We start from the raw sequence: 25,676 nt of genomic DNA on the forward strand, positions 1-25,676 counted from the left end.
CCGACCCGCGCAATGTCCCGCGGCGGTCACCAATAGAGCCGTCGGGATCGATGTCGTTCTCATGAAGTCGCCCACAACCAGCGGCGAGACGCCGCCTCTCACGACCGGCCCGGGACACCTCTGCCCAGTAGCCAGTCCCTGACGCTCGGGGCACTGTCCAGGAGTCGGCTGACCCGCATGCCCTCGTCACGCGAGGTCACTTTCGGGAGAGCGGCGAAGTCATCAGTCATGACGTCCAGCAGACTCATCACGCGGTCTCCTGTGCGTAGCGTGATGAGCAGCTCGCAGCGCAACTGGCCTGGGATGCCGGGGCGATGGGGCAGGCTTTTCCACAGGGCCGGCCACAGGTAGTGCGTCCCCTCGCGCGCTGCGTGCGCCTCCACCCATGCCGGGTCCAGCCGCTGGTTGGAGCGAAGTCCATATGCCCGCTCCTCCAGCCTGAGCAGCGAAGGCGTATCGAGGATCTTCAACTCCCGAGGCACCGGCTCATCCGAGTTCATCGCCCCATGCTGCCCGACAGCACCCCGACACCATGACCCGCCTCCCTGCCGGGCGGCGTTCTCCTCGCCGCGCCGGGAAGCCCGCGAGCGGTTCATCGCAACGCGGGTGCTGCGCCTGGCCGCGTCGGCGTCGGGTCACCACTGGGCGATGGGCGGCGTGTCCGGCTCGTGCCGCCGCCAGGCTTCGGTGATGCGGGTGAGGCGGGCGGGGGCGGCGATGCCGCGCACCGTTGCGATCCTGCCGTTGGTGATGTCGAACGTCACGGCGCCCACGACCTGTTCGCCGACCACGGCGAGGATGGCGGGGGCGCCGTTGACGAGCGCGTAGTGCATGGCGGGCGTGCCGCCGGCAAGTCGCCGTTTCGCGGGCGTGGGTTTGAAGCCGGCCCTCGCGACGGCGGCGATGCGCTGCGGGGTGTCGAACCGCAGCAGCGTCTTGGCCAGGCCGGCGCCGTCGGAGATCGCGGTCGCGTCGTCGGTGAGCAGCGCCACCAGCCGTTCGGTGCGGCCGGAGGAGGCAGCGGCGAGGAATTCCTCGACGATCCTGCGGGCGGACGCAGGGTCGGCTTCGTCGCCGTCGCGGCGGCGCGCGGCGGTGATCCGGCGCCGGGCCCTGTGGAGGTGCTGCTGGCTTGCGAACTCGGTGATGTCGAGGATGTCGGCGATCTCGGCGTGGGTGTAGGAGAAGGCCTCGCGCAGGATGTAGACGGCCCGCTCGTGGGGTGACAGGCGCTCCATGAGAGTCAGCACGGCCAGGGAGACCGATTCGCGCTGCTCGAAAGTGTCGGCGGGGCCGAGCATCGGGTCGCCGTCGAGGAGCGGTTCGGGCAGCCAGGCGCCGACGGTGCGTTCGCGGCGAGCTTGTGCCGAGCGGAGCCGGTCGAGGCACAGGTTGGTGACGACCTTGGTCAGCCATGCTTCCGGCACCTTGATCAGCTGCCGGTCGACGGCCTGCCAGTGCAGGAACGCGTCCTGTACGGCGTCTTCGGCGTCGGCGGCGGAGCCGAGCAGCCGGTACGCCAGCGAGGCCAGCCGGTTCCGGCTGGCCTCGAACCGACTGGTGTCGAAGCGATCAGTGACGGTGTTGTCCACGTGGATCACCCTAGGCGGCTACGCAACCGCCTTGGGGGCGGAGGCGTTTGGCGCGGCGGCCAGGCGGCGCTTGCGCTTGGGCAGGCCGAAGGTCGGGTGCGAGGTGGCCCACAGCGAGACCGTGAGGATGCCCGCCTTGATCCGCGCGGCCTTCCGGCCGCCCACGTACTTCGGCTTTGCCTGCGCTGCGTCGTCGACCATCTGCAGGATCCCGTCCTGCCGCCCGAGGCTGATGTGGTTGCCCAGGTAGACCAGCTTGCCGTTCGCGATCCTGCGGCCGGTCAGGCGTCCGACGACCGCGTCCGCGGCCTGCCGGCCGGTATAGCCGGCCGAAGCGCAGGACATCGGCAGCGGCCGGCCGTTGTCGCCGATGGCGTGGGCGCTGTCGCCGACGGCGTAGACGTTCGGGTGCGAGACCGACCGCATGGTGCGATCGACGACGATCCGACCGTTCTCGGTGACCTCGAGGCCGCTGGCGGCGGCGATGGGACTGACCGCGAACCCGGCCGTCCACACCGTCGCGTCGGACGCCAGGACAGTGCCGTCGGCGCACAGCACGCGCGTCGCTTCGACGGCCTCGACGACGGTGTGCTCCACGACGGTGACGTCCAGCCGGTCGCAGGCCTGGCGCAGGTGGTTGCGGGCTCCGGCGGACAGCCGGGCACCCAGCTCCCCGCGGGCGACCAGCGTCACCGACAGGCCGGGCCGGGATTCGGCGATCTCGGTGGCGGTCTCGATGCCGGTCAACCCGTCGCCCACGACCAGCACGCTCCCGCCTCCGCCCCGCGCCTCCAGGCTGTCCAGGCGCTCGCGCAGGCGCAGCGCCGAGGGCCGGCCGGCGACGTCGAAGGCGTGCTCGGCCACGCCCGGGACGCCATGGTGGGCGACGTGGCTGCCGAGCGCGTAGAAGAGCGTGTCGTAGGCGAGCTCGCCGCCGCCGTCCGCGTCGGCCACGGTGACGACGTGGCGCTCGGGGTCGACGGCGGTGACACGTGCCAGGCGCAGCCGTATGCCCGTGCCCGCGAAGACGTCGGCGAGCTTTTGGGCCTCGATCTCCTGGCCGGCCGCGATCTGGTGCAGCCGCAGCCGCTCGACGAAGTCGGGCTCAGCGTTGACCACGGTGATCTCGGTGTCCGCCGGGGACAGCCGGCGGGCCAGGTTCCCGGCCGCGTAGGCCCCGGCATAGCCGGCGCCGAGGACGACGATGCGGTGCTTCATGTGACGCTCCTGTCGGTTCGCTTGATCCCGGTGATTGAGCGGAACGGCGCCCCGATTGCTGACAGGAACCGCATGTGACATGGGTCACAGGCTCATCGCGAGGCCGCTCCGGGTCGCGCACTCGGCCGATGGAGCCGTAAACACCCTCGCTGTGCGCGGCGTGACGTGGCCCTCGGGACCGCTCCGGCCGGCTCCGTGCACCACTCGCCGACCGCGACGTCTTCGACGTCTGCCTCTGACGCGAAACTGGTTGCGGTATCGAACCTTATGGTTGTACGGTCGAACCATGTCCAGGGATCAGAGGGCTCATGACCCGGCCGCCCTCCAGGAGGTACTGGGGAACTTCGTACGCGCCTTCGGGCTGCATCAACCGGAAGCGACCCCCTGCGGCCGGCCGATCCCGGTCTCCGAGGCGCACGCACTGGGCGAGCTGGCCCAGGAAGGCGAGCTGCGGCAGGTCGAACTCACCCGTCGGCTGCGGCTGCAGAAGAGCACCGTGAGCCGCCTGGTCGGACAGCTGTCCGCCCGTGGCTGGGTGGAACGCGCCCCGGCGCCGGATGACGGACGCGGTGTTGTCCTGCGGCTCACCGCTTCGGGGCGGCGGGCGGCACGGAACCTGGCCGAAGCGCGGCAGGAGCGGTTCTCCCGGCTGCTCGCGTCGATCCCGGCCCATGAGAGAGCGGGCGTACTCCACGCCCTCGATGTGATGGTGGAGGCACTGGATGAATAGCAGCAGGCGCCGGGCCGTGGTGGCGGGCGTGGGCGTGACGATCGCCGGCGCGGTGACGGCGGTGGCCCTGGTGACAGGCGGCTCGCAGCAGGACCCGGGCAAGGACCGGACCGAGCGGCAGGCGGTGGTGGCTGAGCGGGGCAGGACCGTGATGCCCTTCGACCTTGAGCAGACCACCCACCGCTTCATCCCTGCAGCGACGGGCGGCACCCAGGATGTCGTGGCCGACCGGCCCGGCGATGCCGAGCAGATCGATCTGATACGTACTCACCTGCGCAAGGAAGCCGAGGCGTTCAGCCGCGGGGACTTCGCCGATCCCGCCCGCATCCACGGCTCCGACATGCCCGGCCTCGCCGAACTGCGGGAAGGGTACGACCGTGTCGAGGTGCGCTACGAAGACCGGCCCGACGGAGCCACCTTGACCTACACCACGCAGGACTCGGCGCTGGTCGACGCCTTGCACGACTGGTTCGAAGCGCAGACGGGCGACCACGGCGCGCACGCCGAGTCCGGCCACTGAGCCGGGGGGAACGGGCCAGGGCGCGTTGACCGATACCGCCAACGCGTAGTCGCCCCTACCCGCCTGGGCGCGGATCGTCGGCGCACCGGCGTCATGGGCCTCCCCGGCTCGGGTCAGCGTGCCCCGCCGGCCCTGTTCCTCCCCAGGCAACTCGGCCCCCCGCCTGGCAGATCGGCCCGGTCATCGGCTCGTCGGTGGTCTTCGCGGTTGTTCAGCGGGCGGCGGCGGGCAGGTGAAGGCGTCCGTCCTGGACTTCGGCGATCTGGTCGACGACGGCGAGGTGGGTGCGGTCATGGGTGACCAATACGGTGGCGATGGCCTGCTGGTGTGCGCGGCGTGCGATCAGGTCGACGACGGCGGCACCGCGTTTGCGGTCGGGGCGCTGGTGGGCTCGTCGACCAGAACGGCAGTGGGGTCGTTCATCAGAGCGCGGGCGATGTTGACGCGTTGCCGCCGGCCGCCGGAGAGCTGGTGTGGGCGGCGACCCACCCTCTCCCGAGGAGATTCTCGGTCGTCGGCTGGCCCGTGGGGAGATCGACGAGGAGGAGTACCGGCGCCGCTTGGATGAGCTGCGCGCCGACCCTCGCACTCATCCCTGAGCCGCCGGCGCCCCGGTGCGGGCGTCCCCTGCGGTGAAGGAGGCAGATCGCCGGATGGGCCACAAGAGGCGCGGCCGCACCGGCGGACGCAGCGGAATCGGTGACGTCTCGTCCCGGCGCACCTGTCGGGTGACTGCTCTGCGGAGCGGGACCATGGAGAGGAGGACGTTCACATGCCCAGGTCACCGCACACAGTCAGCGACGTCATGACGCGCACGCCGATCGCCGTGGGGCGTCGTGCGTCGTACAGGGAAATAGTCGAGCTCTTGGCTAGATGGAAGGTCAGTGCACTGCCCGTGCTGGAAGGCGACGGGCGCGTCGTGGGGGTGGTGTCGGAGGCGGACCTGTTGCCCAAGGAGGTGTACCGGGACGCCGAACCGCCGCTTCAGGACAGTCTCAAGGCCAGTGGGCTCTACGCGGATCAGCTCATGTCCAGCCCGGCGATCACCGTGCACGCGGACGCGACCATCGCAGAGGCGGCAAGGATCATGGCGAGGCGCGGTGTGAAGCGGCTGCCCGTAGTGAACAGCGCCGGACTGCTGGAAGGCGTGGTCAGCCGGGGGGATCTGCTGAAGGTCTTCCTCCGGCCGGACGAGGACATCGCTGCCGAGATCCGCGACGGCGTACTCGGCGCCATGCCCGCCGCGTCGGAGCTCCAGGTGGTGGTGGCGGATGGCGTGGTCACCGTCGGTGGACTGCTTACGGACCGGCGTCTGGTGCCGCTGCTGATGCGGGCTGCCCAAGCCGTGGAGGGAGTCGTCGACGTACGGCTCGATCTGCAGGCACACGCCATCGCGGGGTCTGAGAACGCACCGTGATGCCGGGACATGGCGAGGCATGCACGGCAAGGCCGGAGGGCGAGCCCTCCGGCCTTCTCGATGCGGCCGCGCGGGCAGAGGACAGACGCGGGCGAGGCGCGAGCGCGGACGCGGCCTGCGGAGAGCCCTTCCTCTGAGGACGCGGATCGCCGCCGGCGGGCGATTCCATTACACCGTCCGGTCGTTTGATTGAAGACTGCGGTCGATCTATTGTACGATTCAGTCGTTCCACTGCAAGGGGTAAGGGATATACGATTGTGATCGCTCTGCTGTTGGCCCTGGGCAGCTCCCTCGCCTACGGGTGCGCCGACTTCCTCGGCGGCCTCGGCGCCCGCAAAGCGCACGTGCTGCGTACCGTGATGGTCGCCGCCCCGGCCTCGCTCGCCGTCGAGTTGCTGTTGTGGCCGTTTCTCGGCGCCTCGTTCAGCAGCGGCGCTCTCCTCTGGGGCGCGGCATCCGGGGTCGCGTCGGCCGCCGCGTTCGCCCTGCTCTACCGCACGCTGGCGATCGGCCCGATGAACGTGCTCTCGCCCGTCACCGCGCTGGTCTCCGCCGTGCTGCCGGTCGGCATGGGTCTGCTGCAGGGCGAGCGCCTGGGTACGGTCGGGGTGGTGGGGCTGCCGCTCGCGCTGATGGCGGTCGTCCTGGTGAGCGCCGGACACGGCGCCGGAACGGCCCGTCCCTCGCGCACCGCGCTGCTGTTGGCCTTCGGCGCGGGCGCCGCCATCGCCCTTCAGCTGATCTTCCTGCACCAGGCGCCGTCCGACAGCGGCGTGGCCCCACTGATCGTGGGCCGCGCCGTCTGCTCGGCGGTCACCCTGGCCGCTGCCGGGCTGACGTACCGCAGGCTCGGTCCCGAGCGGCCCGCGTACGCGATCTCGGCCACGGCGGGTGTACTGGACGCCGTGGCGAACCTGCTGTTCCTGCTCGCCGCCCGCAGCGGGGACCTCGCCGTCGTCGCCGTGATCACCGCTCTCTATCCGGCCGGCACCGTCCTGCTCGCCCGCAGTGTGCTCGCCGAACGCATCCACCGCGGACAGCTCGTCGGCCTCGGCACCGCCGCCGTCGCCGTCAGCCTCCTCGCCCTCACCTGACCCCCTTCCGCCGCACCACCGCCCCCGCAAGGAGCCCCGCATGTTCATCCAGCCCTGGGACGCCGGCCTGGACGAAGCCGAATGGCAGGCCTGGATCGCCGACGGCCACGACTTCGGCCTCCTGAGCGTCAACGGCCTGCCCGGCCAGGCGCCCGCCACCGTTCCCACCCACTTCACCAGCGACACCGGCCACCTCCTGATCCACCTCGCCCGCCCCAACCCGGTCTGGACGGCGATCGAGAACGACCCGGACGTCACCTTTGCCGTCTTCGGCGACTACGCCTTCATTCCCGGCACCTGGCGCGCCAAGCCCGGCACCACGCCCACCGACGGCGTCCCCACCAGCTACTACACGGCCGTCCAGTTCACCTGCCGCGCCCACATCGTCGACGACCCCGAGGCCAAGGCCGAACTGCTGCGCCATCAGCTCGCCCACTTCCAGCCCGACGGCGACCACGCGCCCGTCGCGGTCGACCAGCCCCCGTACGGCCGGATGCTCTCCGGCATCCGCGGCCTGCGCCTCGAAGTCACCGAGGTACGGGCCAAGTTCAAGTACGACGACAACAAACCCGTCGAGCACCGCACCACCGTCGCCGACCACCTCACCGAACGCGGCCAGGGCCTCGACGTCCCCAGCGCACTGCAACAGCGCCGACGCCTGGACCGCGTCGGCACCTGGAAACCCTGAACCTCACCCCGGACGCCCGCGCAGAACGGAACCCAGCACATGACCGTCTTCCGCCTCGTCCCCGCCGTCGCGGAGGCCTTCCCCGACACCCTCATCGCCCTGGTCACCGCCACCGGCCTACGCGGCAACGAGCCGTGGCCCGACACCGCCGCCGCCGTGGACGACCTGGAGCGGCAGCTCGCCGACGGCACCTGGCAGCCCGCCGACGAGGCCGACCCCCGCATCGAGGCGTGGCACACCGCCTACCGTTCCTTCGGCACCAACCCCCGCCGCATCCGCCCCAGCGTCGACGCGCTCAGCCGCCGACTCGCCAAGAAGGGCACCCTGCCGCGCATCAGCCCGGCTGTCGACTCCTACAACGCCGTCTCCGTCCGCCACGGCCTGCCTGCCGGCGCCTTCGACCTCGACCACGTCACCGGCGACGTCGACATCCGCTACGCGGATGGCTCGGGCCGTCAACGACGCTCCCAGCCAGGCATTCCCAGCTTTACGGGGAGAGAGGGGACGCTTTCGCTCAGGTGCGGCAATAGGCACGCGCAGTAAGCGAGTTGACCGAAGTGCTCTTGCTCTGGACCTGCCACCCGTTGAGCGTCGGCGTTGCATCGCTGAACACAACGTCATCCGCTGGATCGTCGCCCGTGAAAGCGTAGCCTCCACCAACAACCGTGGTTCCGGCTGGACAGGTGGCAGTCGATGTCGCGCCAGGAGCGACCGTCACACCAAGAGCTTCCACGGTGGGGCCGCTGCCAACGCCCTGCTCGCCCTGGGAGCCCTGGGGGCCCGGCGCGCCCTGGAAGCCCTGCGAGCCGCGCGGCCCCTGGGGGCCCTGGTCGCCCTGGTCGCCCTCGAGGCCCTGGAAGCCCTGGGGGCCCAGCGCGCCTTGGGAGCCCTGGAATCCCTGATCGCCCTGGTCACCCTGCGATCCCTGCGGACCCTGGAAGCCCTGAACGCCCTGGTCACCCTGCGAGCCCTGGGGGCCCTCGGCACCCTGCAAACCGACGACGCCCTGGGGACCTTGCTCGCCTTGCGGGCCCTGGGCACCGACACCCTGGGGGCCCGTGGCGCCTTGCTCGCCCTGGACTCCCTGCCCGCCCTGAGTGCCTTGGAATCCCTGGTCGCCCTGGGGCCCCTGGGACCCCTGGGCTCCCTGGAGGCCTTGAGGGCCCTCACTACCCTGCAAGCCCTCGGCACCCTGGGCGCCTTGCTCGCCCTGCGGGCCCTGGGCACCGACACCCTGGGGGCCCTGGGCGCCGGTGGCGCCTTGCTCGCCTTGCGGACCGGGATCGCCGGCACCCTGGGCGCCTTGCTCACCCTGGAATCCCTGGGGGCCTTGGAATCCCTGCGTGCCCTGCAATCCCTGGGCACCCTGCTCGCCGACACCCTGCTCCCCCTGGGTGCCCTGCTCGCCCTGGGGCCCCTGTTCACCAGCGCCCTGGACCCCCTGGGTTCCTTGTGTTCCTTGATTTCCTTGAGTGCCCTGGACGCCCTGGGTTCCTTGGGTGCCCTGGGTTCCTTGGGTGCCCTGGGTTCCCTGGGTGCCCTGGGTTCCTTGGGTGCCCTGGGTTCCCTGGGTGCCCTGACTGCCCTGGTGGCCCTGGGTTCCCTGGTGGCCCTGAGTTCCCTGGGTGCCCTGGACACCCTGACTTCCTTGGTGGCCCTGAGTTCCCTGGTGGCCCTGCGGGCCCTGGGGCCCCCGCCTGCCCTGCGGTCCGCGCCCGTTGTCGTGATCCATGGCCCTGTCGCGGTCGGCACTCACAGAGCCGTTCGGGCCCGGCAGACCCGTGGTGTGCCCGGTGTCGGCCCGGTGGATCGCGTCGGCAACGGCGGCCGAGGCCGGGACGATGTTGAGAACGGCGACGAGCGCGCCCGCCGAGACCACAGCGGCCCGCTTCACCACATGCTTCGGCAGCGACCTTCGACTCATGAGAGAACCTTCCTGCGAACAATGTGAACTCGTAAAAGGAGCAACGGAGTGCGACCACGCGGGTCATTCGCGCCCATCACGCGCGAGATTGAGCGTGTGCCTATACCTGACCCGCTGCGTTCACGCAACATGCACGGCCTGGAGGGAGATCACCCGAGCGGTGGGCGCACGCTGAAGCGAGACTGTCCCGCGGTGCGCCGCTCCCCCACCCGCCAAAGCACCCGATCACCAGCACGCGACTGCCTCGTGTGCCGGCCGAGAGGGAGCCGTGTGCCGTCGGCGGCGTTCCAGCACCGGATTCGGCCGATGACACATCATCAGGCGAATGCTGCTACTGCTCACTTGGGGAAGGAAGGGCATGCGACGATCGAGGAATGGAGCTCGCTGATTCTTCGTTTCGTCGGCCTCTGCTGATCGAGTCGCTGACCGTGTTGGCGGCTGAGCCACAGGCACAGGCGGCCTGGCTGGACAGTCACGGCGTGGTGACGGACGAGATCGCTCTGGGCTTCGATCATGCCCTTCGCATGGCCGAAGCCCTGGTGGCCGGGGGCCAAATGGCCGACGGGGTCATGGTCGGCCTGCAGGAGATCGACGTGACCCTCAGCGCGATGAGCGATGGCCACAGCGCTGATCGATGGACGAAGCGTGCTCTGTCCACTGACGAGGGGTGGGCCCAGGCCCGGCGGTTGGCCTGCCAGGTTCTCGTTGCGGAACTCGGCGAATGGCAGCAGCCGCTTCCGCGGATCACCGTTGTCCGGTGACGGACTTCGTTGCAGGCTTCGTGACGTTCTCCCCGCACCGCAGCGCACCTGCACCGCCACCGCGGCCGGGCCCTCCGCGATACGCCCCCGGGTCACAAACGCTCAAGCGGACTTCCGGCCGCGTTCCCTCGGCCGCCGGTGTCGGCTTCGGCCTCCGCGACGGTCTCACAGATCCGGAAGAACTGATCGGTGCCCGTCATCACCAGAGTCCGGCTCAGATGCCGCGGCACGCACGCCAGCACCAGCTCCGCCCCGCTCACCCGGGCCTGCCGACCAGCCCTGAGCAGCACATTCAGCCCGGCTGAGTCGCAGAACGACACACCCGACAGATCCAGCACAACGAATCCGTCGGGACCGGCAAGCGCCTCCAAGCACCGCTCCCACAAGACCGGGGCGGTCACGTAGTCCAGCTCGCCGCTGACCCGGGCCACCGTACAGCCGCCCACAACGGCCGTCTCGATCGCGAGATCACCTGCCACAACGCTCTCCCCACCGTCTCACCAGGAGAACTGCAGAACCTCGCTGAGCCTATCCGCTCACCGACAATCAGCCCGCCGCCCCGCCGCACCATACGGGTTGTTCAGCCGACCGCGCTCAAGCAGCCGACAAGGCCTGGAACTGGAGCGGCCCGCTCATCCGGCACAGATCGCCTTCTTCCGCTGTTCCCCGCCCATCGCCGGACACGGATCCCTGTTCGGATTCATTACGCGCCAGTACGCTGCTGCCCCGTCACGAACTGCCGCGGAGGCGCGCATGGGGGAGCCGACGTTCGGAGTGCTGGGGGCGCTGCAGGTGCGGGCGCGGGGTGTGAGCGTACGCGTCGGCGGCCCCAAGCCACGGGCCGTCCTCGCCGCTCTTCTCCTTCAGCCGGGTGGCTTCGTCTCGCTCGATCTCCTGACCGAGGTGCTGTGGCCCGGCGGCGCCCCCCGGTCCGCGGTCGCCAATATCCGTACGTACGTGCGTACGCTGCGAAGTGCCTTGTCAGCTACGGATGTTGACACCTGCCGGCTGTCCACGCGGTCCTCGGGCTATGCGCTGGACGTCGGCCCCGACGACGTGGACACGCTGCTCTTCGAGAGGCATCTGGACCGGGCCCGCGAGGAGCGGGACCGGGGCAGGGACACGGCGGCGTTGCGTGCTTACGAGTCGGCCCTCGGCCTGTGGCGCGGCAGCGTGCTCCAGGACGTGCCGTCCAGCGTGGTGTGGGACCCTGTCGTCACCCGCCTCGAGGAGCTGCGCTCGGTCGCGGTCGGCGAATGCCTCGAAGTGCGGCTGCGTCTCGGGGACTTCGCGCCGCTGGTCGCCGAGCTGAGGGCACGGCTGGCCGAGAACCCCCTGCGCGAGGACCTGTGGCAGATGCTGGTGCGCGCACTGCACGGCTCGGGCCGCACCACCGAGGCCAGGGCCGCGTACACCGAGGCCGAGCAGGTCCTCGCCGCCGAGCTCGGCATCGAGCCGAGCGCACCGCTGCGTGCCCTGGGTGAAGAGCTGGGCGGGTACGGGTATGCCGGCCGGAGCCGGGCGACGGCGCCCGCGCCGGTGCACCAACTCCCCATGGACATCCCCGACTTCACCGGCCGCACCGAGGAGATCGCGGTACTGGAGGGGCTGCTGGCAGGTGCCCGGCGGCAGCCGGTCGTGGCGGTGCTCTCGGGCCCACCGGGCTCGGGCAAGTCCACGCTCGCGGTCCATGTGGCGCACCGAGTACGTGAGGCGTTCCCCGACGGGCAGCTCTTCGTGGACCTGGGCGGGCTGAGCGATCAGCCGCGTGGGACCGGTGACGTCCTGGCGGAGATGCTGCGCGGCCTCGGCGTCCTGGACAGTGCCGTCCCGGTCGAACTGAGCGAGCGGGCCGCGCTGTTCCGCTCGCGCCTGGCGCAGCGGCGGTTCCTGGTCGTGCTGGACGACGCCGCGGCTGCCGCCCAGGTGCGTCCGCTGCTGCCCGGCACCGGCGGCTCGGCCGTGCTGGTCAGCTCACGTCGCCGGATGCCGGGCCTGCCCGCGTACCACTGCCCCATCGGCCTGATGAAGCACGAAGAGGCCCGCGCACTGTTCGGTGCGATCGTCGGGGTGGACCGGCTGCGCGGGCAGGGGGCGGACGCCGAGCGGGTCCTGGCCGGCTGCGGTTCACTGCCGCTGGCCGTACGGATCGCCGGCTCCCGCCTGGCGAACCGGCCCGGCTGGACCGTGGGCACCCTCGCCGACTTCCTGGAGGACGAACGCGGACGCCTCGACCAGCTCCAGGCCGGGGAGATGGAGGTGCGGGCAAGCGCCGAACTCAGCCACCGGCATCTGCCCGTGTCGGCGGCGACCGCCTTCCGGGCGTTCGGCCGTCTTCCCGACGAGCCCGTGGCGGGCTGGCTGGTCGCGGTGGCGGCGGGCCTATCCGACGGCGCTGCCGAGGAACTGGAGACGCTGCTCGACGAGCACCTGGTCGAGGTGGTGGGCACCGACGCCCTGGGCCTTCAGCGGTACCGCATGCACGACCTGCTCCGCTGTTATGCCCAGGAGCTGTCCGAGGCGGACGACCCCGGCGTGCGCCGCGCGAGCCGACTTCGGATGGTCGACGCCTTGATCGCGCTGGCCCGGTTCGCGAACGCGGCGATGCCGACGCGTTTCCTCGGTGTCCTCGGCGAGCCGGTCCGCCCGGCCGGACCTGCCGCTGCCCTTGCGCCCCTGGTGCGGGCCCGGCCGGTGGAGTGGTTCGAGACGGAACGCCGCACGCTGGTCGCCGCGGTGGAGTCGGCGCTGCGGCTCGGATCCGTCGCCCGCGCCGCCGACCTGGCGATCGAACTGGCCGGCTTCTTCGACATGCGCTTCTCCTACGACGACTGGCTTCGCACGCATCAGCTGGTGCTCGATGCGATGCCCGACCCGTCCGACGCGCGCGCCGCGGCGCTGCTGCGCAACCTCGGCCAACTCCACCTCTACCAGGACCGCTACGCCGACGCGCTGGCCTGCTTCGACCGGGCGCGCGGGATCTTCGCCTCGCTCGGGCATCTGTCCGGCGAGGCGGTCGCCGGGCTCGGTGCGGGGTCGGCGTACCGGATGACCGGTGAGTCCGACGCCGCCCTGGAGGTGTTCGCCGACGCTCTGCAGCACTTCGGCAAGGCCGGTGACCGGCACGGCGAGGCGGTCGCCTGCAACGCCATCGCCTCCGTGTGGCTCCAGCGGCAGGACCCCCAGGCGGCGACGCCCTGGCTGGACAGTGCGCTTCAGCTGGCCCGCGAGGTGGGCGACCGGCACCGGGAGGCACAGGTGCGGCGCAGGATCGCCGTACTGCACGAGCAGCGAGGCGAACCGCACTGCGCGCAGGACGAGTTGGAGCAGGCCCTCGGCATCTTCGACGACCTGGCCGACAGGCACTGCGCCGCCTTCGTACGGCAGGCGCTCGGGGAGCTGTTCCTGCGGCAGGGCATGGCCCAACGGGCCTCGGCGCCACTGGTCGACGCGCTCGCGGTGCAGCATCGGCTCGGTGACCGCCCCGCCGAGGCGCGCGTCGCCTGCCTGCTCGGCGAGCTGCACCGGGCGACCGGCCGGGAGCAGACCGCACTGCGCTACTTCCACCGCTCGCTGTCCACGTGGCGCCGCCTCGGCGCCGGCGACCAGGCCGAACTCGTGGGCGCCCGGCTGCGGTCACCGCGCTGAACCGCCACCGCGCGAACGCAGGCGCCGGCCAGGGCGGGTACGTGGAGTCCGTCGTATCCGCCCCGGCCGTGCCGCCGACGCCGCGACCGCAGAGGCAGGGCCGCAGCGCGGCCAGGGCCGCCGTCAACAGGTGTCGAAGCCGCGGCCGTGCGGCATCCGGTACCTCGACCGCCGCGGTCGCGGTCGGCTCGTGCATCGGCGGTCGTCCGCGGGGCGGTGGTGGCTGGGCGGGCGCCGGGTCGGGGGTGAATCGGCCCTGCCGAGGGCGTCAGCGGCTTCCTCGGCGCCGAAGGACGACGCCTGGGCCCCGGCCGGCTGTACGACGACATGGCCCTCGCCGTCGGCGTCCACGGTCACGGAAGTCGCGGATCCCCCGTCAGCACCCGTTGGTGCTGGTCTGGTACCGCACGGTGTAGTCGGGGTACGACAGGCCCTGGACGACCGCGACCACGACCGAGCCGTCGTGGATCTGCTCGTAGTGCAGATGCGGGGACAGGTCGTAGATCGCGGACGAGGCGCCGACCTCACCGATGAGCTGGCCCTGGCTGACATGGGCGCCGCGCTCGACGGTGCGGGTCTTCAGGTGTGCGTAGCGAGTGCGCCAGCCGTTGCCGTGCGCGATCACGATCGTGTTGCCGTAGCCGGTTTCGGTGGCGTAGTACGAGGCGACGACCTCGCCCCCCGCGCTGGCGAGCACCCGGCGCCCGAAGTCGTCCGGGGTGCCGTTCGCGTCGTAGTGGTTCCAGTCGATCGAGTGCGCCGGGCTGTGTCCCTGCCAGTTGCTGCCGCGCCACTCCTGACCGCAGCGGAACGGCATCTTGAAGTGGGGACGGCTCGCGATCTGCGCGGCGTCCGACGTACTGTCCAGCGGCGCCGCGACGGCGACCGGAGCGGTGACGGCGAAGGCCACGGCCACACCTATGGCGGCCAGAAGGCGGCGTGAACGTCTCTGCATGGTCCTCCCCTTGTCCTCGGATGTCCTCGGTGGGTCCCTCGGTGACCGAGCGATTCAAGACGGAGGGCATACAGAGCGGATACAAACCGCGGACGCCCCGCTCCGGGCGGCCCCGCTCCTCGACGTCGCCGCCGAGGAGGAGAAGGAGACATCGGCACACGCGCCCGCGGGCACTGCGGGAGAGGTGCGACCATCCCCCGGCTGGTGATCACTGGGCACGGCACCTCGGTTGCCCAGCACGGGTCAACCGCTACCCGGCCCCGGCGAGTTCTTCGGCCTCCCGGCCCTGCCGGTCTTCGCGAAGCGGCAGCCTGCCTGGTTCGGGTGCCGAAGTCCGGCCGCGACCCTGGCTCAAACGGCCAGGGCCGCGGGGCCCGGAACCGGCCGGCGGTCAGGAGACGAGGGGCGCGGCCTCCACTTCGGTCAGCTTCACCGTGCACAGGCCGCCGCGCTCCGTCTTCACGTCCGTCACCTCGAGCTGGGTGCCCGGCGCGAGGATGTACTCCTCCTCCCCCGTGAAGGCGGAGAAGCTCCGGATCCCCACCGCCCGCGCGGGGGTCACCTCGAAGAGCGTCCGCTTGCCGCGGCTGCCCAGGAAGGACCGGGCCACGCTCAGCTCGGAGGTGCACGAGGACACGCCCCACCAAGTCACCGTCCGCCCGACCGGGTACTGCGCCCGCAGGTCCAGCGACACACCGCGCCACAGCGGCCGGGTGTGGGCGGGCAGCCCCGAGACCGCCGAGAACAGCAGGCGCAGGTACGGGAGGTAGGGCACGACCTTGGTCCGGTCCGGGGAGCGGAGGACGGCGTTGATCTCACGGTAGAACGCGGACTCGCAGGTGTAGAGGTAGAGCGCGGCGATCGCGTCGGCGGACAGGCCGCCGGCCGTCTCGTCGGCGCGCCGCTTGCCGAACTCGCGGGACCGGTCGATGTGCCTTCCGAGGCCGGACAGCACCTCGGCGACCGGGGCGGCGGCGTCCTGGAAGTCCATCAGCGGGGTGTCGAACACACCGGTGATCGCCGGGAGGACGAGCCCCTCGTCCTTGACGCTGGTGAGCCGCTCCAGGTACAGCTGGTGCAGTTCCATGGTCGACCCGATGAAGGCACCCATGCGCGCCGCGACGTCGCCGTCCGCACCCTGGGTGTCGGCAGCCTTCTCGTTCCACCCCTTGCTCGGCAGCCAGTCGATCTCCTCGGCGCCCAGCGAAGCGAGAGCGGAGTTGACCGTGGCGAAGTGGTCACCCTCGCAGAAGATGTCGCCCTGTGCCGCCGGGTTGGCGTGGTCGATGTGCCGGACCTCGACGTCCGGGTACCGCTCCTGGAGCCGAAGGACGACCTTCTTCAGGTTCCGGGCGTGGGCCCCCCACCAGGCGAAGACGACACCGCGGTCCTCCTCGTCGGCGTCCTGCTTGGCTTTGAGGATCTCCTCGACGATCCGTTCGGCGACGGGCCGCCAGAACGCGGTGTGCCGGTCGGCCCCCATCGCGCCGTCGCCGCTGGCGGTGAGCGAGGCGTTCAGCAGCAGCACGCCCTGCGTGAGCATCGCCTGGAACCACTCCGGCGGCTGGACCGTGTCCTGCTCCTTCAGGAGGGCGCGGACGTCGGCGATGGGCGTCTTCTTGACGATGCCGTGCTTCCACATCGCCGCCGCCTTGATGATGCAGCGGATGCTGACGACCCTGCCGAACTGGCTGTCCTTCCAGTCGTTGAAGGTGTTGTCGAACATGGCTATGCCGGTGGCGCTCTCCGGCCGCGGGTACGGGTTCTGACCGAAGACGACGACCTTCCACTTGTGCGGCGGGTGGGGCTTGAGCGCCTGGAAGGTCAGCTCCCGGACCGGGACGACCTCCGGGCTGCGGCCCTGGCCGATGAGGTCGGCGGCGTCCGGCTGCGCCTCGATGACGGGCTTCAGGAGCGGAAGCCAGGGTTCACCGCCGCCCTTGAAGAGTTCGCTGAGGCCCAGCGGGTCGTTCGCGTCGGGCTCGGCCTGGGTGGTGGAGGCAGCATCGCTCATGGGGGAAGGGCTCCCGGTCGTCGTACCTGAGGGATGGAGGTGGCCTGCGGGCTCACCGGCGGGGTGGCCGGCTGAGGGGAGATGGTCAGGGGCGAAAGGAATGCCCTTTCGGCGGCACGATGCGCACCCGCTTCGCGACCGGCGCGTTCTCGATGCCGTCGAGCTGCGCGGTGATCGTGGTACGCAGCTCGTCGTCGTCCTCGAACCAGTGGTCGTGGAAGAGCGTGTAGCCGGTCCACATCAGATTGGCGCAGACCCGGGCCGGAACCCGGCCGGTCTGCGCGCCCATCCCGACCAGCGCCACCGAGCGGATGCTGCCCGGCACCTGACGGTTCTGCCGGTGGACGGCCTGGAACGCGGCGGCGCACGCCATGGCCACGTTCAGCGTGGCACTCACGTTCTGCGAGGACTCCACCATGGTCGGCGTCGATATCAGGTACCGCGGGACGGTCGCCCCGGACGGGACGCAGACCGCGCTGCCCACCGGCAGGCTTCCGGCGAACCGGTCACGGATCGCCCGCTGCACGCGCAGCTGGATGCCCGCTCCGAGATGCCGCTTGATGACGGCGTCGGCCCCGCCGTCCATCCGGCCCCGGGAGTTGGTCGGAGTCACCCAGGCGTCGACGTCCTCGTTCAGGATCGAGCCCCGGCGGATCTCGATCCCGGGGGTGTCGGCGAACGCCGCCCGCCATGCCTCCACCACGCGCTCGTTGACGTCGGTCAGCACCACCCTGAGTGCGGGCTCCACACGGTTCTGGGTCATCGTCCACTCCTGTCGAAAAAACGGCCCTTCCAACACCTCCGACGCTATCGGCCACCACTGACAATGGCGCTGCGGAAGACGGGCTATGACGGTCCGTCACGGCTGCGCAGCCATCCACCGCCTTCCCTGCCCAGCGGCGCCGGCGACAGCTCACAGCCTCTCGGGGTGGGCAAGAGCTCCCTCAGCGCTCACATCAGCGGCGCGAGCGCCCTGCGTGTGGAGTCCGACCGGCCGGGCTCCGGCGTTGTGATCCTCGAGTACGCCGTCGGGGGCGGCCCCATGGCCCCGGCGTGCCGGGGCGGGGTCAGGCCGCCGGGCGGGCCGTCCGGGAGTCGAGAGCGGCACAGAGCCAGTCGTGGGCGGCGCCCGCGGTGGGCCGCGACGGGCCTCGGAGCTCGGCGGCCAGCCGCCAGTAGCCGTCGATACGGGGGTCCGCCGCAAGCCGGCCGGCGAGCCCGTGCCGGAACTCGGGAGTGTCGCGGGCGCCGCACGCGTGTGCGTAAGCGGAGACGAAGCAGTCGAGTGCTTCGCCCTGGTGCGGTGGCCGCTGCGCCAGCAGCTGCGCCGACGCCAGCGCGTACGCCTCGACGAGACCGTCGTAGAGCACGGCCGCGCGCAAGCCCGTCTCCGGCCGGTGCGCCGCGGGCTGGCAGGGGCCGGCTCCCGAGCAGTCCGCTGAGGTGAGGGCGTGCAGCCGGGCGAAGGCCAGCACCTGTTCGGGGGCGGGGTCGTCGGGCGGCTGCGGGACCGCCTCATCGACGATCGCGGAGACCAGCCGGGCCGGAAGCCGCGCGGGCAGCAGCCAGCGCCGCCAGAAGCGTGCCATCGGCGCGGTGCTCGGCGGGACGGACACCGCCCCGATCAGGCGCAGCCGCTCAGCGCGTTCCCCAGGAGTGCAGTCGCGCAGCAGTTGGAGGGCGGCCTCCCGCCAACGCAGCGCGGCCAGTTGCGAGCCGACCTCGCTCAACTGCCGTGCCACGACGTCCTCCAGCGCATCCTCCCGGTCCAGGATCCGGCCGACGTCCGGGACGGGCAGGTCGAGGGTGCGCAGCGAGCGGATCAGCCGGAGCCGGTCGACCGCCTCGGGGCCGTACCTGCGGTGCCCACCGCTGCTGCGGGTTGCCTCCGGCAACAGGCCGCGGTCGGAGTAGAAGCGGACGGTCTTGACGGTGACACCGGCACGCTCGGCGAGTTCTCCGATGCTCCACATGCCGTCGCGGGGCGCGTCGTCGTACAAGGCTTGAACCTCCCTCAGGGGGAGCTCCTACCGTACCGGCGACGGCGGCCGGCCGATGGGGCAGGTCGTGCGGAGCGAGGTATGCGAGGAGACGTTCATGACGGCATTCGTCCTGGTGTCGGGCACCTTCACCGGCGACTGGGTCTGGCAGGAAGTGGCCGCACGGTTACGGGAGTCCGGGGCGGAGGTCCATCCGGTCACCCTCACGGGTATGGGCGACCGCCGGCACCTGGCGGGCCCCGACACGGACCTGGAGACGCATGTCGACGACGTGGTGCGCCTGATCGACGAGGTGGCCGCGCCCCAGGTGGTGATCGTCGGCCACGACTACGGCATCCACCCGGTGCTCGGTGCCGCCGGCCGGCGTCCGGCGCGGATCGCCCGGGTCGTCCATCTGGACGTGGGCATCCCCCAGAACGGCGAACCGGCCGCCCGGTTGGTGAGCGACCAGGCGGTGCGCGAGCGCCTGGCCGGGCCGGCCGATTCCGACGACGAGTGGCGGATCCAGCCGCCGGCGGCCGACGGTTGGCAGCGCTGGGGCAGTACCGCCGGTGTCCCAGAAGACGCGCTGACCCTGCTTTCGGACCGTGCCGCACCCCAGCCGCGGGCCACGCTCACCCAGCCGCTGGAACTGTCCGCAGCGGCGTCCGGGCTGCCGTCGACGGGCATTCTGTGCACGGCGAACGGGTCGAGCATCGCCGTCGTCCAGGCCATGGTGGGACTGGGTGACCCTCACTTGAAGGCGCTCACCGACCCGCGGGTGACGTTCTTCGAACTCGCCACCGGGCACTGGCCGATGCTGTCCGCCCCGGGCGAACTGGCGGAGGTGCTGCTCCAGGCCGCCGCGGGCGAAGGGCACCGGCTGAAGGCCGAAGCGTCCGGCGAACAGCCCCCGCACCTGCGGCCCTTCCTGCTGGACATACCCGAGCAGCACCGCGAGCGGGTGGGCCGGCTCGACCTCCATCTGCCGGACGCCGAGGGTCCGCGGCCCGCGGTGGTGTTCGTCCACGGCGGCCCGGTCCCGGCCGAGATGCGGCCCACACCGCGTGACTGGCCCGGCTTCGTCGGCTACGCCCAGTACGTGGCGAGCCTGGGAGCGGTGGGCGTGACACTGGACCACCGGCTGCACGGCTTCGGCGACTACGAGCGGGCCGCCGAGGACGTCACCGCGGCCGTCGATCTCGTACGAGCGGATCCACGCGTCGACGGCGAACGGGTCGCGCTCTGGTTCTTCTCCGGCGGCGGACCGCTCTCGGCCGACTGGCTCGCATCGCCTCCGCGGTGGCTGCGGTGCGTGGCAGCGACCTATCCCGTCCTCGCTCCCCTGCCGAGCTGGGGACTGGCCGATACGCGCTTCCGGCCGGCGACCGCGGTGCGGAAGGCGGGGCGCCTGCCGATCGTCCTGACCCGGGTGGAGCTGGAGATGCCGGAGATCGCGGTGACGGTCGGGGAGTTCCTGGCCGCCGCCGAGGACTGCGAGGCGGCTGTCGAGATCGTCGACGTACCGGGCGGCCACCACGGGTTCGAGACGATCGACCACACCGACCCGGCACGCGATGCGGTGACCCGCGCCGTGCGGTCCGTGCTGGGACACCTGCGGAGCTGAGACGGGCGCGGTGGGACGGCGGCGCCCCGAGGTCGTACCCGTCCGTCGCCTCGTCGTCCCGGGGCGAGTTCAGTGCGACGCGCGCGGTCAGCTCGGCGCCTGCGGGCAGTTTGACCTGGATGGGCCTGCCTCAGGGCAACCCGGGCCTGGTGGAGCCTCGATTTCATGGGCGCGTTGCTCAGACCGAGCGACCGGACGACGAACGGGTCCGGGTACCCCTGGAGGTCCCTCATGATCAGCACTGCCGCTGGTCACGGGGAAGACTGCTGACCGCGACGGCGACCCGCTCGGCCTCCAGCCGCCGCAGGACCGAGTTCTCCGCGGAGGGCGCGCAGGGTGCAGGGTGGCTGCCGGCGGCCTCGGGGAGCGGCGACGGGGGACCACCGATGTGGCCCTACGTGGCCGGACCGTCGTTGCCGACATATCGTTCACATAGACGAACAGGCGCATGCGGGCGCTAAAGACGGACGACGATCAACGCGATGTCGTCGTCCCCGCCACCGCTGACCCCGAACCGGGACAACAGCGTGTCGGCCAGGCGCTCTGGGGACATGCGAGGGTTGCCCGCGAGGATGTCGGCGAGCCGGCGCTGGCCGGCGTCGATGTCCTCGCCGCGGCGTTCGATGAGGCCGTCGGTGTAGAGCACGAGGGTGTCGCCAGGGGTGTAGGGCACGGCGGCTCTGGGGCGTGGGACATGCTGGGGCCGGGCGCCCAGCGGGGGGTCGGTGGCCTGGTCGAGCAGGACGACGGTGCCGTCCGGGCGGGTCAGGACCGGTGGGGGGTGGCCGGCGCTGCTGTAGGTGATGTGGCGGCGGCGGGTGTCGATGACGGCTTCGACCGCCGTGGTGGCCAGTGCCCCGTCCACCGCTCGGGCATACAGGCCCAGGACCTCCATGGCCCTGGCCGGGTCGTGCAGGGCACGGACGGCGGCGGACAGCGCGCTGCGGAGCATGCCCATCGCGGCGGCGGCCTCCAGACCGTGGCCGACCACATCACCCACCGCGACCGAGAAGGCGTCGTCGGGCAGGTCCACCACGTCGTACCAGTCCCCGCACACGTTGAGCCCTTTGGCCGCGGGCAGATAGCGCACCGCGATGTCCGGGTGCCGGGCCAGATCCGGGGACTGCAGCATGGCCTCCTGGAGGGTGACGGCGACCTTCCGTTCCCTGTCATGAGCCTGGCGCAACTGATCGTTCAGTCGCTGGAGCTCCTGGGCTCGCCCGTACAGTTCGGCTTCCATGGCCTGCCACTCGCTGAGCGCCTGCCCCGGCTTCCCGTGGGCGGTGTGGGACAGCACGAACGCGGTCACGTCCTCCACCCGGTGGATGATCCATGCCACCTGCCCGTCCGGTCCGAGCACGGGAGTGTTGATCGGTGACCACCACCGTTCCTCGAACGCCCCCGATCCGGGCACGGGGATGTCGTACTTCTGTACCGCCATCGTGTCCGGCTCCCCCGAACGCAGAACCCGATGCAGGGAGGCACTCAGGTTCCGCACCCCGTCGGCATGGGGGTCCGCGGGGTTGTCGGGGAACGCGTCGAAGATGTACTGCCCGACCAGGTCTTCCCGGGAACGGCCGGTCGCGTGGCAGTACGCCGCGTTGACGTCGAGGATCACCAGATCGGGGCCCAGCACCAGATACGGACTGGGGGTGGCAGCGAACAGCGCCTGATAGCCGATCGGCGGTGTGGTCACAGGTCCTCTCCCGTTCCTGTGGGTGGCACCCTCCCTGCTTCCACTATGCGCGTTGCCGGTCGCTACAGCGTGTCAGAGCCGCCTAGGGGTGGTGGAACCCCTGTTCAGGACAGGGATGGGCCTCCTTGTCGGCGCCTGCGAGGAGCGCGGTCAGGCCTCGCGCGGGTGGTGAAGCGGCGTCCGCGGAGCGTCGGCACGGCGAGCTTCGGCCGGCACGACCGGGTACGTCCACGGCTGCTCGGCGTACGGCGAGGATCTCCACGCGTACGCCCGGTCGCCATCCACGCAATCGGCCGCGATCGGACCTCGTTCGGGTGAGGGGTGCCGCATGGTCCGGGACAGCGCCTGCGTGCCGGTGATGCTCAGGTACGTCGGTCGGTGGGAGCGAGAGGACTGGTTCTGCTCATGGGTCCGGACATTCCGGTTGGTGAGGGGGCGGACACAGCCGGCTCCCGGCACCGCACGCTGACGCTTGCCGGCGCGCTCATGCTGGGCGGCTTCCTTCTCAATGTCGTCCTGACCGCAGGTCTTCATCCTTCGGGAGAGGAAGACGACCATCCCGCGATCTTCAGCGAGTACGCGGAAAGCGGCAGCTGGGTCGCCGTTCATCTGGGCCAGTTCATCGCCGTCCTGGTGACGCTGAGCGGTCTGCTCGTGCTTTACCGCGTCCTGCGCGGTACCGAGAGGTCAGCCCTGGTGGCGCAGCTCGCGGCCGCGGCGGCTGTGGCGACCGCCGCCGTCTGGGCTGTCCTGCAGGGGCTGGACGGCGTAGGCCTGAAGCAGGCCGTCGACTCATGGGCCGGCGCCTCCGGCGCGGAGAAGACGATCCGCTTTGCCCATGCCGAGACCGTGCGCTGGCTGGAATGGGGACTGCAGAGCTACTTCCGCATCCTGCTCGGGCTGAGTCTCGCGCTGTTCGGGGCGGCGATTCTCGTGGGTCGCCGGATTCCTGGCTGGCTGGGCTGGACGGCCCTCGTGGCCGGCGCGTGCTCGGTGACCTTCGGAATCGACGTAGGCTACAGCGGCCTTGCCAGCGGGCTCCAGGACGTCCTCGGCATCGCCACCTTCGTCCTCGTCCTTGTCTTCGCCGGCGGAGTGCTCGTCACCGGAGTACGCGAGCGCGGCCACCCCGGCTGAACCAGAACACGCGTATTTTCCGGGCTCAGTCCAGGCGTGAGGGCGTCGCCCCGGTGGGCCATGCAGGGAACAGGTCCGCCGAGCGCAGCGGCCACACCGGGAACCGCACCGCGCCCTTCGCAGCCGCGGTCGCGGACGGCGCCCCCGCCTCCGCCGCGTTCGTGCTCCGACCCGGGGCCGCGGTGCCGGCGGGGGACTTCCCCTGCTCTGCGGGGGCGGCGAAGGGCGGGGTGTCCTGTGCGCACCGCGCTTCCTGCGGTGGCAGGGCCCCGGTGAGGAAGTACCGGACGACGTGCCGTTTCACGCAGGTGCTCGGGTTGTCCAACGCGGTGTGCCCGTAGCCGTCGAGCGTCAACAGCCGGGCGGCGGCGAGCTCTGCGGCCATCGCCCGCCCCGCGCGGTAGGGGGTGGAGGGGTCGTAGGCCGGATTGACCACCAGGACGGGGTGGGCGGTGGGGCGGTTCCACGGGCCGGTGCAGGGGTCGGCCGCGCGGGCCGGCCACGCGGTGCACGGCTCGTTGGCCCAGACCCACCAGCGCCCGAAGGCCCCGGTCTGCTCCACTGCCTGCCACTCCAGCGCCGTGTACCGGCTGGGCAGGGCGGGCTTGGGGCTCTCGGCGCACAGGACCGCGAGCGACTGCTCGAACCCGGGGTAGCCGGCGGGCCCGGCCGGTGGTTCCTGGGGCGCCCTGCCCTGCCAAAGGGTCTGCAGAACCTCGGCCAGCCCGGTCCAGCCCGGGTGCACGGTGTAGAGCTCGCCGCGGACCTCACTCACCACTCGCGCGTACGTCCAGCTGCCCACCGGCCGCTCGGCGAGGCGCTTCAGCAGTGCCTCGTACTTGGCCTGGGTGGCCCCCGGGCTTCCGGCGGAGAAGGCGCAGCGGGACACCGGCGCGCGTCCGCAGTGAGCGAGGAACTGGCCGAGTGTGTCGACGGAACCCAGGTGCGAACCGAGGCGCAGGAAGGTGTTCGTCGCGGGCTCACTTTCTGCGCCGTGGTTCACCCACACCTGCGGGTCGACGTTTCCGTCGAGCACGAGCCGCCCGGCCCGGCCGGGGAACATGTTCGCGTACGTCGCGCCGAGCAGCGTGCCGTAGGAGATGCCCCAGTAGCGCAGCCGGTCCTCGCCCACCGCACGGCGCAGCAGGTCCAGGTCGCGTGCGGTGTCGGCGGTCGAGAGGCACGTCGCCCGGCGGCAGCTCGCGTGCCGTGTACGCGACCATCCGGGGCGCTCCCGACCCGTCGGAGAACTCGACCAAGTCCCTGACCGGGCCAGGAGGGCGGACGGAGCGACAGCGCGGCGCCTGTTCCGGGCAACCGGCCGTATCGCGTGCCTTCGTCCGCCGGATCATACGGCGGGCAACGCGTAGATCCGCTTCCCGTGCCTCACGGCCAGCCGGTTGCCCGCCGCCACCACGTACCACTTCTCGCTGTCGCCCGTCTTGTCGTTGTAGGTCCAGCGAAGCCTCCCGCTCGTCGCGTCGAAGGCGTGCACGCCGCCGTCCTCGTCGAACTCCGTCGCGCCGTAGACGGTGTCGCCCACCTTGGCGAACTGCCAAGCCGACGTCGCCGACTCGAGCAGATCCTCGTTGTGCCAGATCTGCTTGCCCGCGCCGGGGTCCACCGCCCACATGCCGCGTACGCTGTCGGACGCGTACAGCACTCCGTCCAGGACGAACGGGTCCTTGAACGAGCTGAACTCCTCCGTGGGGAGCGACCAGCGTTCCTTGCCCCCGGCCAGTTCGAGCGCTCGCAGCCGCCGGCCGTCCGCCAGGATCAACAGGTCCTCGTGCACGGCGAAATGGCGGTCGTTGGACTCGCTGATCTTCTTCGTCCACAGCTGTCGGCCTGTCGCCGTGTCGCGGACGGTCACGTTCTCCCGGTAGTCCGTGTAGGCGATCCGCCCACCGATGACCGATGCGGTGATGCCGTACTCCTCGGTCCCCGCGTCGCGCCGCTCACGCCAGGCGATCTTTCCGGAGGTGGTGTCGATGGCAGCGATCACGTTGTTGGGCGTCGTGAAGTCCTTCTCCAGGATGCCGGCGACGACGTAGACATGCCGGTCGTCGGCCGCGATCGGACGCGGCTGGTCGTACTCCTTGCCCAGGCGACTGCGCCAGGTCTCCTTGCCCGTGACCGGATCCAGCCCCACCACGTCGCCGTCGTACTCGGCGCTGCCGAGGTAGAGCGTCCCGCCGCCGACGATGAGCCTGGCGTTGGGTGTGGTGACGCCGGCCCGAGACCACCTCTCCTTGCCGGTGGTGATCTCGCGTGCCACCAGCGGGTCGCCCGCGACCAGGACCAGGTCCCCGATCACCGCCATCGCGTCGGGACCGGTCACACCGTTGTCCACGGCATCCGCCTGCCACAGAGGCTCGGGGGCGGTGCCCGGCGGCGGGGTGGTGAAGCTGTCACCGTTCCTGTCCCCGCCCGGTGTCGGGCCCCCGCCCGACACGTCGGCCTCCTCGGGACCGCATCCCACGGCCCCGGCTCCGAGGACGGCCAGAGCCAGCCCTGTCCCGGCCATCCTGAACATCTGCCTTCGCGACATCGCGTGCCCGTCACGACTGTCCACGTCTTTTCCCACTTCCTCTTGCCGTTCGGAGACTCCTTGGACGTATGGAGCGCGGTCAGGCTAACCACGGGGCCTCGGCCGGACGCCGGACGGAACGCTGT

The 25,676-nt window shown here is 71.3% G+C and carries 22 protein-coding genes and 3 pseudogenes; 12 read left to right on the forward strand and 13 right to left on the reverse strand.

Annotated features, from left to right (window positions below; genetic code table 11):
- Window positions 1–98 precede the first annotated feature (98 nt).
- The 3 genes from AB0K02_RS15395 to AB0K02_RS15405 form a co-directional block, all read right to left on the reverse strand.
- Entirely contained in the window at window positions 99–500 is a 402-nt protein-coding gene (locus tag AB0K02_RS15395; protein WP_365992910.1) for a hypothetical protein, read from the reverse strand.
- Between the two features lie 135 nt (window positions 501–635).
- Window positions 636–1,592: a sigma-70 family RNA polymerase sigma factor gene (locus AB0K02_RS15400; RefSeq protein WP_365992911.1), complete on the reverse strand. Its 957-nt coding sequence runs from the start codon at window positions 1,590–1,592 to the stop codon at window positions 636–638.
- An 18-nt stretch (window positions 1,593–1,610) separates the two neighbouring features.
- Window positions 1,611–2,810 (reverse strand): FAD-dependent oxidoreductase, encoded by a 1,200-nt coding sequence (locus AB0K02_RS15405; protein WP_365992912.1) that lies wholly within the window; start codon window positions 2,808–2,810, stop codon window positions 1,611–1,613.
- A gap of 286 nt (window positions 2,811–3,096) precedes the next feature.
- Here AB0K02_RS15405 and AB0K02_RS15410 point away from each other — a divergent pair, with 286 nt between their 5' ends.
- Window positions 3,097–3,540, forward strand: a complete 444-nt coding sequence (locus AB0K02_RS15410) for a MarR family transcriptional regulator (RefSeq protein WP_365992913.1) — start codon at window positions 3,097–3,099, stop codon at window positions 3,538–3,540.
- A 28-nt stretch (window positions 3,541–3,568) separates the two neighbouring features.
- Window positions 3,569–4,060, forward strand: coding sequence for an aspartate carbamoyltransferase (locus AB0K02_RS15415; protein WP_365992914.1), 492 nt, complete (start codon window positions 3,569–3,571; stop codon window positions 4,058–4,060).
- A gap of 211 nt (window positions 4,061–4,271) precedes the next feature.
- Here the strand turns inward: AB0K02_RS15415 and AB0K02_RS15420 are convergent.
- A pseudogene (locus AB0K02_RS15420) lies at window positions 4,272–4,546 on the reverse strand (ATP-binding cassette domain-containing protein); the annotation flags it as partial.
- Here AB0K02_RS15420 and AB0K02_RS15425 point away from each other — a divergent pair.
- From AB0K02_RS15425 to AB0K02_RS15455, 7 genes and pseudogenes are all read left to right on the forward strand, one after another.
- Entirely contained in the window at window positions 4,534–4,659 is a 126-nt protein-coding gene (locus tag AB0K02_RS15425; RefSeq protein ID WP_365992915.1) for an SHOCT domain-containing protein, read from the forward strand. The pseudogene AB0K02_RS15420 and the gene AB0K02_RS15425 sit on opposite strands and share 13 nt — an antisense overlap.
- 173 nt (window positions 4,660–4,832) lie before the next feature.
- Window positions 4,833–5,477: a CBS domain-containing protein gene (locus AB0K02_RS15430; protein ID WP_365992916.1), complete on the forward strand. Its 645-nt coding sequence runs from the start codon at window positions 4,833–4,835 to the stop codon at window positions 5,475–5,477.
- A 257-nt stretch (window positions 5,478–5,734) separates the two neighbouring features.
- Complete coding sequence (locus tag AB0K02_RS15435; protein WP_365992917.1) at window positions 5,735–6,571, forward strand: DMT family transporter; 837 nt, start codon at window positions 5,735–5,737, stop codon at window positions 6,569–6,571.
- A gap of 40 nt (window positions 6,572–6,611) precedes the next feature.
- Window positions 6,612–7,259: an FMN-binding negative transcriptional regulator gene (locus AB0K02_RS15440; RefSeq protein ID WP_365992918.1), complete on the forward strand. Its 648-nt coding sequence runs from the start codon at window positions 6,612–6,614 to the stop codon at window positions 7,257–7,259.
- A gap of 39 nt (window positions 7,260–7,298) precedes the next feature.
- Window positions 7,299–7,709 (forward strand): annotated as a pseudogene (locus AB0K02_RS15445) (phenylalanine--tRNA ligase beta subunit-related protein); the annotation flags it as partial.
- A 430-nt stretch (window positions 7,710–8,139) separates the two neighbouring features.
- A complete protein-coding gene (locus tag AB0K02_RS15450) occupies window positions 8,140–9,210 on the forward strand; it encodes a hypothetical protein (RefSeq protein ID WP_365992919.1) in 1,071 nt (356 codons plus the stop codon).
- Window positions 9,211–9,557: 347 nt separating this feature from the next.
- Entirely contained in the window at window positions 9,558–9,944 is a 387-nt protein-coding gene (locus AB0K02_RS15455) for a hypothetical protein (protein WP_365992920.1), read from the forward strand.
- Window positions 9,945–10,036: 92 nt separating this feature from the next.
- Here the strand turns inward: AB0K02_RS15455 and AB0K02_RS15460 are convergent, their stop codons facing one another.
- A complete protein-coding gene (locus tag AB0K02_RS15460; protein WP_365992921.1) occupies window positions 10,037–10,423 on the reverse strand; it encodes an STAS domain-containing protein in 387 nt (128 codons plus the stop codon).
- A 274-nt stretch (window positions 10,424–10,697) separates the two neighbouring features.
- Here AB0K02_RS15460 and AB0K02_RS15465 point away from each other — a divergent pair, with 274 nt between their 5' ends.
- Window positions 10,698–13,592, forward strand: coding sequence for a BTAD domain-containing putative transcriptional regulator (locus AB0K02_RS15465; protein WP_365992922.1), 2,895 nt, complete (start codon window positions 10,698–10,700; stop codon window positions 13,590–13,592).
- Between the two features lie 376 nt (window positions 13,593–13,968).
- Here AB0K02_RS15465 and AB0K02_RS15470 read toward each other — a convergent pair whose 3' ends face one another.
- The 4 genes from AB0K02_RS15470 to AB0K02_RS15485 all read right to left on the reverse strand — a co-directional run bounded on the left by AB0K02_RS15470 (window position 13,969) and on the right by AB0K02_RS15485 (window position 18,534).
- Window positions 13,969–14,547: a M23 family metallopeptidase gene (locus AB0K02_RS15470; RefSeq protein WP_365992923.1), complete on the reverse strand. Its 579-nt coding sequence runs from the start codon at window positions 14,545–14,547 to the stop codon at window positions 13,969–13,971.
- A gap of 391 nt (window positions 14,548–14,938) precedes the next feature.
- Complete coding sequence (locus tag AB0K02_RS15475; RefSeq protein WP_365992924.1) at window positions 14,939–16,561, reverse strand: ADP-ribosyltransferase domain-containing protein; 1,623 nt, start codon at window positions 16,559–16,561, stop codon at window positions 14,939–14,941.
- 85 nt (window positions 16,562–16,646) lie between these two features.
- Window positions 16,647–17,324 (reverse strand): macro domain-containing protein, encoded by a 678-nt coding sequence (locus AB0K02_RS15480; RefSeq protein WP_365992925.1) that lies wholly within the window; start codon window positions 17,322–17,324, stop codon window positions 16,647–16,649.
- Window positions 17,325–17,628: 304 nt separating this feature from the next.
- Window positions 17,629–18,534, reverse strand: coding sequence for a MerR family transcriptional regulator (locus AB0K02_RS15485; RefSeq protein ID WP_365992982.1), 906 nt, complete (start codon window positions 18,532–18,534; stop codon window positions 17,629–17,631).
- A gap of 124 nt (window positions 18,535–18,658) precedes the next feature.
- On the opposite strand from AB0K02_RS15485, the gene AB0K02_RS15490 reads away from it, so the two are divergent.
- Window positions 18,659–20,167: an alpha/beta fold hydrolase gene (locus AB0K02_RS15490; protein ID WP_365992926.1), complete on the forward strand. Its 1,509-nt coding sequence runs from the start codon at window positions 18,659–18,661 to the stop codon at window positions 20,165–20,167.
- A 122-nt stretch (window positions 20,168–20,289) separates the two neighbouring features.
- On the opposite strand, the pseudogene AB0K02_RS15495 reads toward AB0K02_RS15490, so the two are convergent.
- Both AB0K02_RS15495 and AB0K02_RS15500 read right to left on the reverse strand, forming a co-directional pair.
- Window positions 20,290–20,495 (reverse strand): annotated as a pseudogene (locus AB0K02_RS15495) (sigma factor-like helix-turn-helix DNA-binding protein); the annotation flags it as partial.
- Between the two features lie 129 nt (window positions 20,496–20,624).
- Window positions 20,625–21,863, reverse strand: coding sequence for a SpoIIE family protein phosphatase (locus AB0K02_RS15500; protein ID WP_365992927.1), 1,239 nt, complete (start codon window positions 21,861–21,863; stop codon window positions 20,625–20,627).
- 405 nt (window positions 21,864–22,268) lie between these two features.
- On the opposite strand from AB0K02_RS15500, the gene AB0K02_RS15505 reads away from it, so the two are divergent.
- A complete protein-coding gene (locus AB0K02_RS15505; protein WP_365992928.1) occupies window positions 22,269–23,000 on the forward strand; it encodes a hypothetical protein in 732 nt (243 codons plus the stop codon).
- A gap of 25 nt (window positions 23,001–23,025) precedes the next feature.
- On the opposite strand, the gene AB0K02_RS15510 is transcribed toward AB0K02_RS15505, so the two are convergent.
- Window positions 23,026–24,327 (reverse strand): alpha/beta fold hydrolase, encoded by a 1,302-nt coding sequence (locus tag AB0K02_RS15510; protein WP_365992983.1) that lies wholly within the window; start codon window positions 24,325–24,327, stop codon window positions 23,026–23,028.
- A 21-nt stretch (window positions 24,328–24,348) separates the two neighbouring features.
- The gene (locus AB0K02_RS15515) at window positions 24,349–25,575 is read right to left on the reverse strand and encodes a PQQ-binding-like beta-propeller repeat protein (protein ID WP_365992929.1); all 1,227 of its coding nucleotides are present in this window, start codon (window positions 25,573–25,575) and stop codon (window positions 24,349–24,351) included.
- Window positions 25,576–25,676 lie beyond the last annotated feature (101 nt).

Origin of the sequence: Streptomyces sp. NPDC049597 (assembly GCF_040675505.1) — a bacterium.
GTDB lineage: Bacteria > Actinomycetota > Actinomycetes > Streptomycetales > Streptomycetaceae > Streptomyces.